A 15,964-nucleotide genomic window follows, 5' to 3' on the forward strand; every position below is an offset into this window, starting at 1 on the left:
GTGGAGTACCCGCGCGAGGTCCACCCCTACCTGGTGGCCACCCAGGCCCACCCGGAGCTCCGCTCCCGCCCCACGCGCCCCCACCCGCTCTTCGCCGGCCTGATCAAGGCCGCCGTCGAACGCATCACCTCCACTCCCTCCGTGGTCACCCCCGCTCAGCAGTGAAGGAACCCCACATGAACACCTCCCGGGAACCGCGTCCCGTCGTCGCGATCGTCGACGCCTTCTCCACCGCGAGCCATCTCGCGCCGCTCTTCCACGCCCAGGGCTACGACTGCCTGCACGTACAGAGCCTGGAGCAGCCGCCCGCCGTCTTCGGCGCGTCCTTCAGGGCGCAGGACTTCCTCGGTACGGTCGTCCACCGCGGCGACCTCGCCGAAACGCTGGCCGCGATCGCCCCGTACGGCCCGGTCGCGCTGCTGGCCGGCGCCGAGATAGGCGTCGAACTGGCCGACGTACTCAGCGAGTCCCTGCACCTGCGGACCAACGGAACCGCGCTGAGCACCGCGCGGCGGGACAAGTTCCGGATGGTGGAGACGGTCAAGGCCGCCGGGGTTCCGGCCGCCGACCAGATCCTCGCCACCGATCTGGACACCCTGCTGGCCTGGTACGGGGACACCGACCGGACCGTGGTGCTCAAGCCGGTCCGCAGCGCCCTCAACGACGGGGTGTTCTTCTGCGGCACCGCCGAGGAGGTCCGTACCGCCTTCGAGTCGCTCGTCGGGGCCGACAGCGCGCTCGGGCTGCGCAACGACGCCGTCGTCGCCCAGGAATACCTGGTGGGGGCCGAGTACTACGTCAACACGGTCAGCCTCGACGGCAAGCACTACGTGTGCGACCTGTGGAAGACCCAGCACCTCGGGGTCAACGGAGTGCGCGACCTGCTCGGGGGTTCGGCGCTGATGGTCCGCCGCGGCCCCGAGCAGGACCTGCTCGCCGCGTACGCCTTCTCGGTGCTCGACGCGCTCGGGATCAAGAACGGCCCGGCGCACACCGAGCTGAAGCTGACCCCCGAGGGCCCCCGGCTCGTCGAGACCGGAGCCAGGGTCTGCGGGGCCATGCTCCCGCTGCTCACCCGGGCGGCCATCGGCGAGAGCCAGTTGGAGTGGACGGTGCTGGCCTACACCGATCCGGCGGCCTTCGAAGCCCGTCTGAACGGCGATCACGCCGACTACGAGGTCGTCCGGCACGCGGTCTGCGTCAACATGATCGCGCCGGAGGGCGGCAAGCTCGTCGACTACCCGAAGCTGTCGGACCTGCGCGCCCTGGAGAGCTTCCACGACGTGCTCGTGAAGGTGCGGCCGGGCGAGGAACTGGCGCGGACGGTCAACGACCTCACCTACCCGCTCCTGGTCCACCTGCTCCACGAGGTGGAGGGCGTGGTCACGCACGACTACATGACCGCCCGCTACCTGGACGGCGAGGGCTTCTACGATGTCGCCTAGCCGCCGCCTCGCCCTGGCCGCCGGACCGCTGCTGGTCCTGGGCTACTGCGTCATCAACTCCACCAAGTCGGTCTTCGAGGGCGCCCTCGTCCAGGACCTGTCGCCGGAGTTCATCGCCTTCAACTCCTTCGTCATCGCCCAGGCCTTCTACTTCTTCACCCTGCGCGACAAGACGGCGCTGAAGGCCGTGGTCCGCCGGTGCCTGCCGGACGTGATCATGCTGAACGTCTCCACCGCCGTCTGCTGGATCGCGGTGCTGTACGCCTTCACCGTCTTCGAGCCGGCCATGGCCAACTCGATGATCATCGGGCTGGGTCCCACCATCACCATCGTCCTCGGGTTCAAGCTCCGCCCCGGGACGAAGGCGCTGCCGCTGGAACTGGTCGCGGCCGGGGCGATGCTGGCCGCCATGGGCTACCTCCTGGCCATGGCGTCCAGCGGCTCGTCGGCCATCGGGGACGTGCCGACCGGGGAGCTGGTGTTCGGGGTCGTGGCCTGTGTGCTCACCTCGACCTCGCTGTCCGGGGTCACCTACTACACCAAGCGGCTGGGCGACGCGGGCATGTCGGTCCGCCAGATGATGGCCTCCCGCTTCTTCGCCCTGATCGTGGCGACCCTCGCCATCCTCCTCGTCCGCGGCAGCTTCGAGGCGTACTCCCCGGGCAACGTGGGCGCGATCCTCGCGATCAGCGTCGTCGGAGTGATCATTTCGCTGTACCTGCTCCAGCAGGGCATCGTCCGGACCGAGCCCATCACCGTCTCGATGCTCTTCGGGACCAACCTGGTGATCACGTACGCGGTCCAGTTCCTCGACCCGCGGCTGCACCAGTCCCAGCACACCCTCATCGGCGTCCTGGCGCTGTCCGCGGCGATGTGCCTGGGCACGTGGGCGCGCTGGCACGCGGGGAGGTCTGCACCGACCCCGGAGACGACCGCCGCCCCGGACCGGGAGGGGAGCCGGGCATGACCGTACTGGCCCACCTGAGCGATCTGCACGTGGACGGCACCCCCGAGAGCGCGGAGCGCACCCGGCGGGTGGTGGCCCACCTCACCGGGCTCCCCGGCACCGTCGACGCCGTCCTGATCACCGGGGACATCATCGACCGGGGGACGGAGGAGGAGTACCGCCAGGCCCGCGAGCTCCTCGCCCCGCTCCTCGCGCGCCATCCCGTCCTGATGTGCCCGGGCAACCACGACTCCCGCCCCGAGTTCCGCGAGGTGCTGCTCGGCGGAGGATCAGCCGGACCGGGGCCGGTGAACGAGGTGCACGAGATCGACGGCGTACGCATCCTGATGTGCGACTCCTCGATCCCCGGCAAGTCCGAGGGCGCGCTCGAACCGGAAACACTGCGCTGGCTGGACGACACCCTCGCGGCCGCCCCCGACCGGCCGGCCTTCGTCGCCTTCCACCACCCGCCCGTGGAACTGGGCCTCCCGTACATCGACCGGATCGGCCTGCTGGCGCCGGAGCGGCTGGCCGAGGTCCTCGGCCGCCACGGGCAGGTGGCCGCCGTGCTCGTCGGTCACGCGCACACGGCCGCCGCCACGACCTTCGCCGGGCTGCCGCTGCTGTGCGCCCCGGGGGTCGGGTCGACGGCGCTGATGCCCTGGGAACAGGGCCCCCGGCAGTCCTGGAAGACGTACGACAGCCCGCCGTCCCTCACCTTCCACCTGTACCTCGACGGCCGGCTGACGAGCCACGTCCGGTCCGTATGAGCCCGGGGCGTCAGGGCCACAGGAGGTGGCGGGTCCAGGGGGTGGCGGGCGTACGGGTGTAGTGCAGGCGGGTGTGGAGGCGGGCGGTGTCCCCCTGGAAGAACTCCACCTCCGTGGGGGCGAGGACGTACCGGGTCCAGGTCGGCGCCGGGGCGTCCGGCTCCGCGCCGGCCCGCTCCCAGGACCGCGCCGCCGCGGCGGCCAGTTCCTCCCGGGAGGCCAGCACCTCGCTCTGCCGCCCCGTCAGCGCCGCCGCCAGCGCCCCGCGCGTGCGGGCCGCCAGATCGGCCCGGCTCTCCACCGCGTCGCAGGCGGTGACCCGTCCCCGGATCCGGATCTGGCGGGCCACCGCCGGCCAGTAGAAGCCCAGCGCCGCGTCCGGCCGCCCGGCGAGCTGCCGGCCCTTCGTGCTGGTGGAGTGCGAGGCGAAGTGCAGGCCGCGCTCGTCGGCGTCGTGCAGCATGAGCGTCCGTACGTCGGGCCGCCCGTCCGCGTCCACCGTCGCCAGGCTCATCGTGTGCGGCTCGGGCTGCCCCGCCTCGGCGGCGTGCGTGAACCACTCCCGGAACAGTTCGAGCGGCTCGGCCGGCGCGGTGGCCGGGTCGAAGGAGGGCAGCGGGCCGTCCCAGACGCGCAGGGAGTGCAGGGTGGTGTGGAAGTCGCTGGGGTCGCGCGGGTTACTCGGGTCACTCGTCATTTCTCAATCGAACACCATGCGGCTGGCAGTCGCTGCGAGGCGCGAAAAGCCGAACGGGGGCGCCCCGGCCGACCTGTTCGGTCGGGCGGAGCGCCCCCGTGGACGTCTGCGTGCTTCAGCAGGGCGTCAGGGCGTCACGACATCAGTCGAGGACGTCCGGGATGGGGTCGGTGGTGGCGCTGCGCTGGAGCGTCGACGTGGTGGCCGGGCCGACGGCCCAGTCGATGATCTTGATCGCGTCCGCGTAGCGCTCCTCGTCCTTGAGTAGGACTCCGATGACCGTCTTGCCGTTACGGGTCGCCGAGTAGACGAGGCACCGGCCCGCGGCCGTGCCGGTGCCGGTCTTGACGCCGATGGCGCCCGGGACCGCGTATCCGGCGGTGCGGGGGATGATCAGCAGGTTGCTGTTCGTCCACGTGGCGAGATTGGAGGTGCCGCCACTGCTGTACGAGGTGGTCTTGACGAGCGCCTTGAAGGTGGTGCCCTTCATGGCGGCGCGGGTGAGCTTCGCGAGGTCGCGTGCGGTGGTGAGGTTGGCGCCGGTCGGCGAGATGCCGTCGAAGGTGTCGTAGGTGGTGTTGGCCATGCCGAGGGTCTTCGCCTTGGCGTTCATCTTCGAGATGAAGTTCGCGACGCGGGCCGACCTGGTCGTGCCGGAGCCGAAGGTGTCGGCGAGCGCGTAGGCGGCGTCGCAGCCCGAGGGCAGCATCAGCGCGTACAGCAGCTGACGGACGGTCGGAGTGGCGCCGCGCTTCAGCTGGGCCGAGCTCCCGCCCTGTACGTAGACGTAGTCCAAGTAGGCCTGTTGGATCGTGACCTTCTTGTTCAGGTCGAGGCCCGACGAAGTGAGGACGACATAGGCCGTCATGATCTTCGTGGTGCTGGCGCCCTGGCGCTTGGTGTCGCCGTACTTGGAGGAGAGCGTGCTCCCCGTGGCGCCGTCCATGACGAAGGACGAGGCAGCGGAGGTCGCGGGTCCGGAGGCGGCCTCGGCCGGTGCGCCGACCGCGATGAGGGCGCCGGTGGCGACGGTGATGGCGAGAGCGGCGCGAGAGCGCCGCAGCAGGTTCGATATCAAGTCAGTTCCCGTGATGGCTGGAGATTCCCCGAAGGGGCCGTGGACGCCGAGGCGCCCGGCCCCTCCGGGAGCTTACGCAGCCGGACCGACAAGGGGATCAGTTCCGTCCGAGAATGATGGTGCCCGAGGAGCAGAACCAGCCGCCCGTGCCCGAGGCGATGGCCACCTGTGGGAGGGTTCCACCGCGTTTGCGCACCTGGCCCTCGCCCGCCTCGCCGCGGAGTTGGCGTACCGCCTCGACGAGGAGGAAGAGGCCGCGCATGCCGGGATGGCAGGCGGAGAGTCCGCCGCCGTCCGTATTGACCGGGAATTCGCCGTCCCGCAGGAGGCGGCCCTTCTCCACGAACGCACCGCCTTCGCCCTTCGCGCAGAAGCCGAGGTCCTCCAGGGTGACGAGCGTCATATAGGTGAAGGCGTCGTAGATTTCGGCGAGGTCCACGTCCGCCGGGGTGAGCCCGGCGCGGGCGAAGGCCTGCCGGCCCGAGACCGCCGCCGGGGAGACGGTGAAGTCCTCCCACTCCGACATCGTGGTGTGCGAGACGGCGGTGCCGGAGCCGAGGATCCAGACGGGCTCCTTGGCCGTGTCCGGTACGTAGTCCTCCGCGGCCAGCAGGACCGCGCAGCCGCCGTCCGAGCGGATGCAGCAGTTCAGCTTCGTGAAGGGGTCCGCGATCATCCCGGAGGACAGGACGTCGTCGACCGTGATGGGGTCGCGGAACATCGCGTCCGGGTTGGTGGCGGCGTTCGCCCGCGCCTGTACGGCCACTTCGGCGAGCTGCTCCAGCGTCGTGCCGTACTCGTGCATGTGGCGGCGCGCGGCCATCGCGTACTTGGAGACCAGCGTGTGCCCGTACGGGACCTCGAACTGGAGCGGTCCCCGCGCCCCGAAGGAGAGGTTCGAGGTGCGGCGGCGGGCCTTGATGTCGGCGCGCGCGGTGGATCCGTAGACGAGCAGGACCGCGTTGGCGTGGCCGGCCGCGATCGCGTCGGCGGCGTGGGCGGCCATGACCTCCCAGGTGGAGCCGCCGACCGAGGTGGAGTCCACCCAGGTGGGGCGCAGACCCAGGTACTCGGCGACCTCCACGGGTGCCAGGATGCCGAGGCCCGCCGAGGCGAAGCCGTCGATCACCGACCGGTCCAGGCCGGAGTCGGCCAGGGCCCGGCGGGCGGCCTGCGCGTGCAGGGCGTACGGGGTGGGGCCGTCCACCCGGCCGCAGTCCGAGAGGGCGACACCGACGACGGCGACCCGCCGGCGGGGCCGGGCCTGATGGCCGGCGGTGGCGGTGGCGGTGTCGGTGGCGGGTGCGGAGAGAGGTCCAGGCATGCCCTGACGGTACAACTGACGAACCGTCAGATGCTAGAGGGTCCCGGTGGGTTGGGTTCGCCTCGGCGCTGCGTCGTCCCCTGGCTGCCCGCCGGGGCGTCGCCCGCCGCCCCGGCGAGCGGCTTCGGGGCTGTCCGCCCCCTGTGCTTATGGCGCCGCTCGCCCTAACATGACGGCCCGTCAGATACGGGGAGGAGCCCGACGATGGATGCCGCCTTCACCGCGGAGCAGGACGAGATACGGCGTACCCTGCGCGAGATCCTGGGCAAACGCTGCGGCCCGGACGAGGTCAAGGCCGCCGTCCGCACCGCTGCCGGACACGACCGCGAGCTGTGGCAGCAGCTCGCCCGCCAGCTCGGGCTGCCGGGCATCGCCGTGGCCGAGGAGTACGGGGGCGTCGGCTGCGCCCCCGCCGACCTGGTGCTGGCCTGCGAGGAGACCGGGCGGGTGCTGCTGCCCTCGCCGCTGCTGGCCACCGCCGTGCTCGCCGTGCCGCTGGTCACCGCCCTGGGCACCGGCGACCAGCGCTCCACCCTGCTCCCGCCGCTCGCGGCGGGCGGGCTCACCGCCGCGCTCGCCGTACCCGGCCCCGCGCTGGCCACCGCCCTGGCCCTGACCGGGGACAACGCCCCGGGCGAATGGGCCGGCGGCGGCCGGGCCGGCGGGGTGCAGGCCCGCGCCGTGGACGGCGGCTGGCGGCTGTACGGGGAGGTGTCCCAGGTGCTCGACGGTCACAGCGCCTCGCTGCTGCTGGTCGCCGCGCACACGGGAGGGTTCGCCCGTAGCCGCACCCTGCTGTTCCTCGTACGGGAGGACGCGCCCGGCCTCGTACGGACCCGGCAGACCACCCTGGACGAGACCCGCCCGCAGGGGCGCATTCAACTGCGGGACGTAGAAGCCGAGTTGCTGGGCGGTGAAGACGCCGACGTGGCCGGGGCCCTCGCCGCCACCGGGCGCGGCGCCGCGGCCGTCCTGGCCGCCGAGGCGGTCGGCGCGGCCGGGCAGGCGCTCGCCCGCACCGTGGAGTACGTACGGCAGCGCGAGCAGTTCGGCCGGGCCATCGGCTCGTTCCAGGCGGTCAAGCACCGCCTCGCCGACCTCTACGTACAGGTCCAGGCGGCCCGCTCCGCCGCCTACTACGCCGCCTGGGACCCGGAACAGGGCGGGCTCGCCCTGGCCCAGGCCCTCGAAGCGCTGCGGATCACCGCCGGGGAAGCCATCCAGCTGCACGGCGGCATCGGCTTCACCTGGGAACACGACGCGCACCTCTACTTCAAGCGGGCGGCCGCCGACGAACTGCTCTTCGGCCCCGTCCACCGGCTGCGCGCCCACGCCGCGGAAGCCGCCGGGCTGTTCGCCCCGGCGGCCCCGGTATCCGCATCCGCATCCGCATCCGGACCCGGACCCGGACCCGGACCAGCCCACGCACCAGCCCCAGCCCCCGCCCCACGGAACGAGAAGGTGGCCGTCTGATGGCGCCCGGAGTCAAGCTGATGCAGAAGGTCTCCTCGACCATGCTGTTCGCCAAGATCGCACCGCACTTCATCCCCGCCATGGACAAGGCGGTGCACAGGCTGACCCGCGGCAAGGTCATCCTCAGCGCCCAGATGCTCCCCGGCGTGATCCTCACCGCCAAGGGAGCCAAGACCGGCGAACCGCGGACCACCCCGCTCGCGTGCATGCCGGAGCAGGACGGGGCGAGCTGGATCCTGATCGGCTCGAACTTCGGCCGCCCCGGACACCCGGCATGGACCGGGAACCTGCTCAAGAACCCTGATGCGAAAGTGAGTTGGAAGGGAAAGGACATCGCCGTACGCGCCCGCCTGCTGGCGGGTGAGGAACGCGCGGCGGCGTGGCAGGCGGTACTGAAGTTCTGGCCGCCGTACGCGGCGTACCAGGCGCGCATCGAGCGCGAGATCCGGTTGTTCCGCCTGGAGCGTCGCTGACCGCGGCGGAAGCCCCTTGAGGGCGAGGTGCCCTGAGGGTGAAGTCCCTTGAGGCCGAAGGCGCGGCGGACCCGGTGGGGGTCCGCCGCTTACTTCGTGGGCTTCTTGCCCGTGATGCCCAGGTGGACCAGGAGCGCCAGGTTCGGCTTCAGTTCCGCCTGCTTCACGCCCCAGGTCTGGAACCCCTTCTGGTGCGAGGCGACCGCCGCGAGCATCGCGACCAGCGAACCGGCCATCGCCGCCGGACTCACGTCCTTGTCGACCTTGCCCTTGGCCTGGAGCTCCTTCATCGACTCCGTGAGGGAGTTGGTGACGGAGTTCAGGATCTTCATGCGGATCTTGTAGAACCGCTTGTCTCCCTCGGCCGCGCCGAGGTCGACGACCCGCAGGATCGCGTCGTTGCGCCGCCAGAACTCCAGGAAGCCGTCCACGAGTTCCTCGGCCGCCGCCCAGCCCGCCTTGCCAACCCACGCGCGCCCCTCGACCAGCGAGGTCAACTGGGCGCCCTCGTTGGCCATGCGCTCCGCGATCTCCAGGACGGCGCCTTCGACGTCCGGGAAGTACTGGTAGAAGGTCGCGGGGGAGGTACCGGCCTTGCGGGCGACGTCGATCACTTTGACGTCGCGGTACGGCGAGGAGCTGAGCATCTCGCTGAGGCAGTCGAGCAGCTTCTGCCTCGTCGCCTGACCGCGCCGGCCGGCAACGCGGCCGTCGACGGTGCGTACTTGTCCTGTCATGCCGTCAGCTTACCGAGGGGTGATCGGCGCGCGATTCGGCCGCCTGCAAATGGGGTTACGGGACGCCTGGCCTGGGCGTACGCCGCTCCCGGCCCGTCACGGCGACCGATTCCGGCCGGGTGGGCGCCCCGGGCGCGCCGTCCGGCTTCGGAGCCTATCCCCCGAATAGTCTTATCAACAGGCTGTGGACAAGTTTTCGGGCACATCATGATCCGGAGGACATGGCTGGGCGAGCGGGGCAGAACGTGCGCGGAGGGTGCACACCCTCGCACACCACCGCACAACGGAAGGAACCGGGCTCATGGCCGCATTCGCGGAAGGCGCACCCTGCTGGGTCGACGCCTCCCTGCCGGACGTGGAAGCCGGCAAGCGCTTCTACGGTGAGCTCTTCGGGTGGACCTTCACCGACAGCGCGGGAGCCCAGTACGGCCACTACACCCAGGCCTACAGCCGCGGCCGCAACGTCGCCGCCCTCGCCCCCAAGCCCGACGGCCGCATGCCGACCGTCTGGGGGATCTACCTCTACACCACCGACGCGTACGCCTGCGCCCAGCGCATCCGCGCCGCCGGCGGCCAGATGGTGATGGACCCGGTGCCGGTCGGCCCCTACGGGACCGCCGCGATGGCCGCCGACCCCGGCGGGGCCGTCTTCGGGCTGTGGCAGCCCGGCACCCACCACGGCTTCGACGCCCAGAACGAGCCCTACACGTACTGCTGGTCCGAGGTGTACACCCGGGCCCGCGACGCCGTGGACGTCTTCTACGCCAAGGTCTTCGGCTACGTCCCCGAGGACCAGAACGACGACGCGGCGGGCATCGAGTACCGCGTCTGGTCCCCGCCCGGCACCGCGCCGGGCTCGGAGACCGCCGTCCTGGGGCGCAGCCTGATCACCGACGCCTTCCCCGAGATCATGCCCGCGCACTTCCTCGCGTACTTCGCCGTCCCGGACTGCGACCAGTCCGTGGCGATGGTGCAGCGCCTCGGCGGCCGGGTGACCGCCGACCCCTTCGACACCCCGTACGGGCGGATCGCGGTGGTCGCGGACAACCAGGGCGCGGTCTTCGGCCTGCTCTCGGAACCGCGGACCAGGACGGGCCACTAGCCGGTCCGGGGCCGCCGGTCCGGGGCCGCCGGTCCGGGTCCCGGTCCCGGTCCGGCTCCCGTACGCCCTACGGCTTCACGGTGACGGTGTCCCGGCGGCTCTCGGCATCGAAGTGCTTGCCGTCCGCGTCGCGATAGCGGGCGATCCAGGCGCCGGAGTCCTCGGCGGTGAAGGCGTGGGCGAAGCCGCCGCCCCCGGTGGTCACCGAGTGGCCCTTGTAGACGTACTCCTGGCTGCCGGCGGGCTGGAAGTAGAACAGCACGAGCCGGCCGCCGTAGGCCTTCGCCGGGGTCCCGTGCCGCAGGGTGCCCTTGACGAAGAAGGTCTCGCCCTTGCGCAGCGGCTCCGGCCCCGCGTTGAACTTCGTGAACTCCGTCGCCGTGCGGGTCAGCCGCACCGGCTCGGTGACGGAGCCCTGCATGCGCGGCGCCGCGGCGTAGCGGAGCCGCCAGTAGCCGTCCGCCTCACCCGGCAGGGTCTGGTCGAAGCGGGCGGAGACCAGGTCCACGGTGAACACGTCGCGCGTCTTCCAGTCCGTCTTGCCGTCGGCCGAGTACTGCACCTCGACGAGGGTGGGGGCCGGGCTGAGCGGCTTGTGGGCGAGGCCCCCGGTGAAGGTCACGCCGGCGGCGCCGATCGTCGTCTTGACGTCCGTGAAGTAGCTGACCTCGAGGACCTCGACCTTGGTGGACGCGCTCACGTACCGCAGCCACGGGGACCTGCCGCCCGCCCACGTGGTCCTCAACGGGCCGCGGCGAACCGTCATCAGCTGCCGCTCGAACCGGCCGTCCGCCGTCGTCTTCGGCTCACCGGTGAGGTCCGCGAGCATCGGAGTGCCCTCGGGGACGGGCTTGCGCGTCCCGTCCGCGGCGGTCCTGAGGGCCTGGCCCGTGATCTTGGTGGTGGCTCCGTAGCGGGCCTTGATCTTCCGGGACTCGGGGTCGAGGACGATCTCGGCCTTCTGGCGGACCGTGCGGGCGGTCTCGCTGCCGCTCCCGGGGCTCAGGTCCGGGGTTTCCAGGACGTCGACGCGCACATCGGTGTGGTCCTCCGTACCCCGGAAGGCGAACGGGGCGGACACGTGGCCCCGCGCGTCGGTGGTCGCCTCCTGAGAGGTGCGGTCACCGGAGATGAGGACCTTGGTGTTCTTCAGCGGGGCGCTCGCCCCGGTGCGCGGGTCGAGGGTGGTGACGTCCGCCGACACGGTGGTCCTGAGGTTGTCGAGGGACACCCCGTCCGCCGCGTCGACCTTGCCGACCACCGAACGCAGCCGGTAGTCGAAGTCACCGCAGACGACGGGCTCGGCGGCGGAGCCGAGCTCGAGCGTGTACGTCCCGAGGCCGGCCGGCTTGAGGGGCTCCGAGACCAGCTGGAAGTCGGGGAAGACGCCGTCCGGGTCGGTCACCTTGCGGAACGTGTCGACGGAGGCCACGCGCAGACCCGTCTTCTTGTCCCGCAGGTGGACGACGAGGCCGTCGGGCACGCCCGTCCCGTCCTGCGCGCTGTGGACGCTGAGGGACCCGTCCTGCTTGGCGTACATGTCCGGCGGGCAGACGGGGGGCGCGGGGACGGCGGGTGCCGCGGCGGATTCGGGGGAGGGGCCGGCGTCGGGGACGGACGCACCCGGTGCACCGGACGTACCGGGCCCGTCGGCCGCGGCGTGCACCGACCCCGTCACTGCCAGGCCGCCGAGCAGCGCAGTGGCGGCGACTACGGCTGAAGTCAAACGGTGACGCACGGATCCCCCCGGATCTTGAACGAGACGAGCTGAACGGGGGCTTAGACCCACGGCACCCGCGATGGGTTGTACGCCTTTCCGTACGCCTTTTCTCCATGCCTCCTCCGTACGCCTCCTCCGTACGCCTCCTCCGTACGCCTCTTCCGTACGCCTCTCGGCACGCCTCCCCGTGCGCCTTTCCATACGCCTCCCCGCACCGGCTGCGGGTTCACCGCGCGCTCGTCACGCGGCGGCCCGGCCCGACCCGGCCCGGCTCGCCCGCCGTGCCGGGGCCGGACCGGGCGCGGGCCTGACAGAATCGGGGGTGCGCGACCCGGGCGGCCCCCGGGGGTGAGACGCTGCACGGGGCAGGGCAGGCAGGGCCCCGCGGCGGCTCGCGCGCATCCGGTGACGTGACGGCGATGACGGCGACGCCACCGGCGACGGCTGGAAGAGCGGGGCCCGCGAGGGATCCCGTACGGGGATGGGTGTGGAGGCGAGTGGTGGAGCAGCTGACGCAGCACGACCCGAGACGGATCGGCCCCTTCGAGGTGCTGGGACGGCTCGGCGCCGGCGGCATGGGGCTGGTCTATCTCGCCCGGTCGGCGTCCGGACGCCGGGTGGCGATCAAGACGGTGCGCACCGAGCTCGCCGAGGACCAGCTGTTCCGCGTCCGGTTCACCCGTGAGGTGGAGGCGGCCCGCGCCGTCTCCGGCTTCTACACCGCGGCCGTGGTCGACGCCGACCCGCGCGCGGCCGTGCCGTGGCTGGCGACCGCCTACGTACCGGCGCCCTCCCTGGAGGAGATCGTCCACGAGTGCGGGCCCATGCCCGCCCAGGCCGTACGGTGGCTCGCCGCAGGCATCGCCGAGGCGCTCCAGTCGATCCACGGGGCGGGCCTGGTCCACCGCGACCTGAAGCCCTCCAACGTGCTCGTCGTCGAGGACGGCCCGCGCGTGATCGACTTCGGCATCGCCAGCGGGGTCTCCAACACCCGCCTGACCATGACGAACGTGGCCGTCGGCACCCCCGCGTACATGTCGCCGGAGCAGGCCAAGGACTCGCGCAGCGTCAAGGGCGCCAGCGACGTGTTCTCGCTCGGCTCCACGCTGGTCTTCGCCGCCACCGGGCATCCGCCGTACCACGGGGCGAACCCGGTCGAGACGGTCTTCATGCTGCTGCGCGAGGGCCCCAACCTGGAGGGGCTCCCCGACGAGCTCCGCCCGCTGATCGACTCCTGCATGCAGATGGACGCCACGCAGCGGCCGACCCCGGCCGACCTGCAGGCGCAGCTGGCCCCGCACCTCTTCGAGGGCGGCGACGAGAGCGGTACCGCCTCGGCGTGGCTGCCCGAGCGGGCCGTCGCGATGATCGAGGCCCGGCGGGCCGGTCACCGCAACGCGGCCGCGGCCGCCGCTGCCGCCGCCGCGGCGGTGCCGAAGCCGGCGCTTCCCCGGGCCGGGATCTCCGCGCCCATCGAGAGCGCCGGTCCGGCCGCCGGCCCGGCTGCCGGATCCGCCTCCGGTCCCGCCTCCGGTCCCGCCACGCACCGCCGCCAGCGCGGCGGAGCCGACCCCTGGACCGACCCGCGGACCGGCCAGGCCGTCCCGCAGCGGCCCGAGCGCCCCCCGTTGGCGCCCTCGGGCGAGCCCGTCCGGCTCGGCGGCTCCCCGGTGCCGATCGGTCCCGGCCCGCAGGCCTCCGCCTCCGCGCCGGCCGCCCACGCCGCCGCCGCGGACTCCGCGACCGGCTGGATCCGGCCGCCCGCCGGCACCCCGGTGGCGGGCCCCGCGCCCTCGATCCTCGTACCGAACCCGGGCCCTGCCCCCGACAGCGGCCGCTGGCGGCCCTGGCGGTTCCGGATGTCGAACGAGGTCTGGGGCACCCCGACCGTCGCCGGCGACCTGCTCTACGTCACCTCCTTCGAGGTGCACGCCCTGGACGTGGCCAGCGGCCGCCGCCAGTTCAAGACCCGCGACGTCGCCTGGTCCATGGCCGTCTCCGACGGGCGCATCCACGCCTCCGACGGCCCTTCCCTCTACGCCCTCGACGCCACCGACGGCTCCGAGCGCTGGCGGCTGTCCGCCGACGCCTGGGTGTACGCCCTGCGCGCCGACCGGGGCACCGTCGTCACCGCCACGCGCGGAGGCGGCGTACAGGGCTGGGAGTCGTCCAGCGGGCACAAGCTGTGGGAGCTGACCGGCGCGCAGAGCGAGTTCGAGACCGCGGAGGCGGCCCCCGTCCTGCACGACGGCACGGTCTACGTGTGGCAGGACGCCCGGCTGCGGGCCCTCGACGCCCGCTCCGGCCGGGAGTCCTGGTCCTACCCGATCGGCGACGCGGCCTCCTGCGGGAACGTGCCCGTACGGGTCACCCCCGCAGCCGACGGCAACGTGTACGTCGCCGCCGGCACCCGGGTGATCTCCATCGACCGGGCCTCGGGCCGGGTCCGCTGGCACTTCGAGGCCCCCGCCGTGTTCCTCGCGCCCCCGGCCTTCGCCCCCGGCGCGGCCGTCACGGGCGGCGGGGTCTACCTCGCGGACTACCTGGGCACCGTCTACGCCCTGGACGCGGCCACCGGCAAGGACCGCTGGCGCATCGCCACCGAGCCCCGGCAGTCCGCCGACCCGGTCCTCGTCGCCGCGGGCAACGTCCACCTGGCCGCGGGCAGCGCCGTGTACACGCTCGACGCGGTCACCGGCACCCCGAAGTGGCGGTTCGCGGCGGGCGGGGAGATCACCGGTTCCCCGGCGGTCGCGGACGGCCGCGTCCACTTCGGATCGGCCGACCACTGCCTCTACACCCTCGACGCGGCGGGCGGCCAGCTCCGCTGGAAGCTGGCCACCGGCGGGGAGATCACCGGAGCGCCGGTGGCCGAGGCGGGCGTGGTCTACGCGTGCAGCAAGGACCGCTGCGTCTACGCACTGGACGCCGCCAAGGGCACGGGAACCCGTACGGGAGGCTGATCCGGCTCGGCTGCCGGCTGAGCCGCGCCCGAGCCGCGCCCGAGCCGCGGCTGAGCTGCGGCTGAGCCGTTCGGGGGCCCGGCCGCGGCCCGGTCGCCGCCCCCTCGGGGTCGCGCACCCCACCGGGAGTGACAGGATGGACCCCATGAGCAACGTATTCTTCGACATCAACATCGACGGCAAGCCCGCCGGTCGCATCGTCTTCAGCCTCTTCGACGAGGTCGTCCCGAAGACCGCCCAGAACTTCCGCGAGCTGTGCACGGGCCAGAACGGCTTCGGCTACGCCGGCTCCGGCTTCCACCGCGTCATCCCGCAGTTCATGCTGCAGGGCGGTGACTTCACCAACCACAACGGCACGGGTGGCAAGAGCATCTACGGCGAGAAGTTCGCCGACGAGAACTTCACCCTGAAGCACGACCGTCCGTACCTGCTGTCGATGGCGAACGCCGGCCGCAACACCAACGGCTCGCAGTTCTTCATCACCACCGTCGTCACCGGCTGGCTCGACGGCAAGCACGTCGTCTTCGGCGAGGTCGTCGAGGGCAAGGAGATCGTCGACGCGATCGAGAAGCTCGGCAGCCCGTCCGGCTCCACGCGCGGCAAGATCGAGATCGCGGCGTCCGGCGTCGTCGAGGCCTGATCGCCACCCCGCCCGTCTCCACGGCCGGCCGGCCCCGCCCCCTCAGGGGGACGGGGCCGCCGTCATATCAGGGTGCCGGCGCCGCCGGGCGGGCGGCGGACCGCCCCATGACGTCGCGCACCTCCGCGCTGCTCTCGGCCAGCTCGCGCAGGACCGTTTCCATGGTGGCGGAGGACCGCGAGAAGAGCTCCCGCCCGGCCGGCGTGAGCCGGGCGTCGAAGCCCCTGCGGTCGGTGGCGCACGGCCTCCGCTCGGCGTAGCCGGCAGTGATCATCTGCGCCAGCAGGCGTGACACCTGCGGCTGGCTCCTCGATGCGCGGGAGCTGAGTTCACCCGCACGGATCCAGTCGTCCGCGCGCACCATCACGTCCATGATCTCGAAGGCGCTGGCGCACAGGCCGTGGCGCTCGGCAAGGACGCGCTCGGCTGCCTGATTGATCTGCGCGCAGGCGCGGGTCACGGCCACCCATCGATCGGTCAGAGCTGTTTCTGTCACGCCGCCCATCGTAGGTTTCCCGCGCCTCCTTGTCGATGCACGCGCATGAATGTACTGTGCGATCCACTTAATCGATCCATGCGCATGCATACGAATGGAG

Annotated in this window: 14 protein-coding genes; 8 read left to right on the top strand and 6 right to left on the bottom strand. The window is 72.3% G+C overall.

Annotation, left to right across the window (positions count from 1 at the left end; translation table 11 throughout):
- Positions 1-176 precede the first annotated feature (176 nt).
- From ACIQV3_RS38815 to ACIQV3_RS38825, 3 genes are read left to right on the top strand one after another with little or no spacing between them, the layout of a single operon-like run.
- The gene (locus tag ACIQV3_RS38815; RefSeq protein ID WP_403721576.1) at positions 177-1,445 is read left to right on the top strand and encodes an ATP-grasp domain-containing protein; all 1,269 of its coding nucleotides are present in this window, start codon (positions 177-179) and stop codon (positions 1,443-1,445) included.
- A complete protein-coding gene (locus ACIQV3_RS38820; protein ID WP_403721577.1) occupies positions 1,435-2,412 on the top strand; it encodes an EamA/RhaT family transporter in 978 nt (325 codons plus the stop codon). The genes ACIQV3_RS38815 and ACIQV3_RS38820 overlap by 11 nt, the downstream gene beginning before the upstream one ends.
- Complete coding sequence (locus ACIQV3_RS38825; RefSeq protein WP_403721578.1) at positions 2,409-3,161, top strand: phosphodiesterase; 753 nt, start codon at positions 2,409-2,411, stop codon at positions 3,159-3,161. The genes ACIQV3_RS38820 and ACIQV3_RS38825 overlap by 4 nt, the downstream gene beginning before the upstream one ends.
- Positions 3,162-3,171: 10 nt before the next feature.
- Here the strand turns inward: ACIQV3_RS38825 and ACIQV3_RS38830 are convergent, their stop codons facing one another.
- From ACIQV3_RS38830 to ACIQV3_RS38840, 3 genes are all read right to left on the bottom strand, one after another.
- Entirely contained in the window at positions 3,172-3,858 is a 687-nt protein-coding gene (locus ACIQV3_RS38830) for a pyridoxal 5'-phosphate synthase (protein ID WP_403721581.1), read from the bottom strand.
- A gap of 142 nt (positions 3,859-4,000) precedes the next feature.
- Positions 4,001-4,936: a D-alanyl-D-alanine carboxypeptidase family protein gene (locus ACIQV3_RS38835; RefSeq protein WP_403721583.1), complete on the bottom strand. Its 936-nt coding sequence runs from the start codon at positions 4,934-4,936 to the stop codon at positions 4,001-4,003.
- 97 nt (positions 4,937-5,033) lie between these two features.
- Complete coding sequence (locus tag ACIQV3_RS38840; protein ID WP_403721585.1) at positions 5,034-6,260, bottom strand: acetyl-CoA acetyltransferase; 1,227 nt, start codon at positions 6,258-6,260, stop codon at positions 5,034-5,036.
- A 204-nt stretch (positions 6,261-6,464) separates the two neighbouring features.
- Here ACIQV3_RS38840 and ACIQV3_RS38845 point away from each other — a divergent pair, with 204 nt between their 5' ends.
- On the top strand, positions 6,465-7,733 hold the full coding sequence (locus ACIQV3_RS38845; protein ID WP_403721587.1) for an acyl-CoA dehydrogenase family protein: 1,269 nt from the start codon (positions 6,465-6,467) through the stop codon (positions 7,731-7,733).
- Complete coding sequence (locus ACIQV3_RS38850; RefSeq protein WP_403721590.1) at positions 7,733-8,206, top strand: nitroreductase family deazaflavin-dependent oxidoreductase; 474 nt, start codon at positions 7,733-7,735, stop codon at positions 8,204-8,206. Before ACIQV3_RS38845 ends, ACIQV3_RS38850 begins: the two co-directional genes overlap by 1 nt.
- Positions 8,207-8,295: 89 nt before the next feature.
- Here ACIQV3_RS38850 and ACIQV3_RS38855 read toward each other — a convergent pair whose 3' ends face one another.
- Entirely contained in the window at positions 8,296-8,943 is a 648-nt protein-coding gene (locus ACIQV3_RS38855; RefSeq protein ID WP_250742709.1) for a TetR family transcriptional regulator, read from the bottom strand.
- 301 nt (positions 8,944-9,244) lie between these two features.
- On the opposite strand from ACIQV3_RS38855, the gene ACIQV3_RS38860 reads away from it, so the two are divergent.
- Positions 9,245-10,045: a VOC family protein gene (locus tag ACIQV3_RS38860; protein ID WP_403721593.1), complete on the top strand. Its 801-nt coding sequence runs from the start codon at positions 9,245-9,247 to the stop codon at positions 10,043-10,045.
- Between the two features lie 67 nt (positions 10,046-10,112).
- Here ACIQV3_RS38860 and ACIQV3_RS38865 read toward each other — a convergent pair whose 3' ends face one another.
- Positions 10,113-11,771 (bottom strand): hypothetical protein, encoded by a 1,659-nt coding sequence (locus tag ACIQV3_RS38865; RefSeq protein WP_403721596.1) that lies wholly within the window; start codon positions 11,769-11,771, stop codon positions 10,113-10,115.
- A 494-nt stretch (positions 11,772-12,265) separates the two neighbouring features.
- Here ACIQV3_RS38865 and ACIQV3_RS38870 point away from each other — a divergent pair, with 494 nt between their 5' ends.
- Positions 12,266-14,728 (top strand): serine/threonine-protein kinase, encoded by a 2,463-nt coding sequence (locus tag ACIQV3_RS38870; protein WP_403721599.1) that lies wholly within the window; start codon positions 12,266-12,268, stop codon positions 14,726-14,728.
- 145 nt (positions 14,729-14,873) lie between these two features.
- Complete coding sequence (locus tag ACIQV3_RS38875) at positions 14,874-15,368, top strand: peptidylprolyl isomerase (RefSeq protein ID WP_403721603.1); 495 nt, start codon at positions 14,874-14,876, stop codon at positions 15,366-15,368.
- A 67-nt stretch (positions 15,369-15,435) separates the two neighbouring features.
- Here the strand turns inward: ACIQV3_RS38875 and ACIQV3_RS38880 are convergent, their stop codons facing one another.
- Positions 15,436-15,864, bottom strand: a complete 429-nt coding sequence (locus ACIQV3_RS38880; protein ID WP_403721606.1) for a MarR family winged helix-turn-helix transcriptional regulator — start codon at positions 15,862-15,864, stop codon at positions 15,436-15,438.
- Between the last annotated feature and the right edge of the window lie 100 nt (positions 15,865-15,964).

It is taken from the genome of Streptomyces sp. NPDC099050 (assembly GCF_044759865.1).
Lineage (GTDB): Bacteria > Actinomycetota > Actinomycetes > Streptomycetales > Streptomycetaceae > Streptomyces.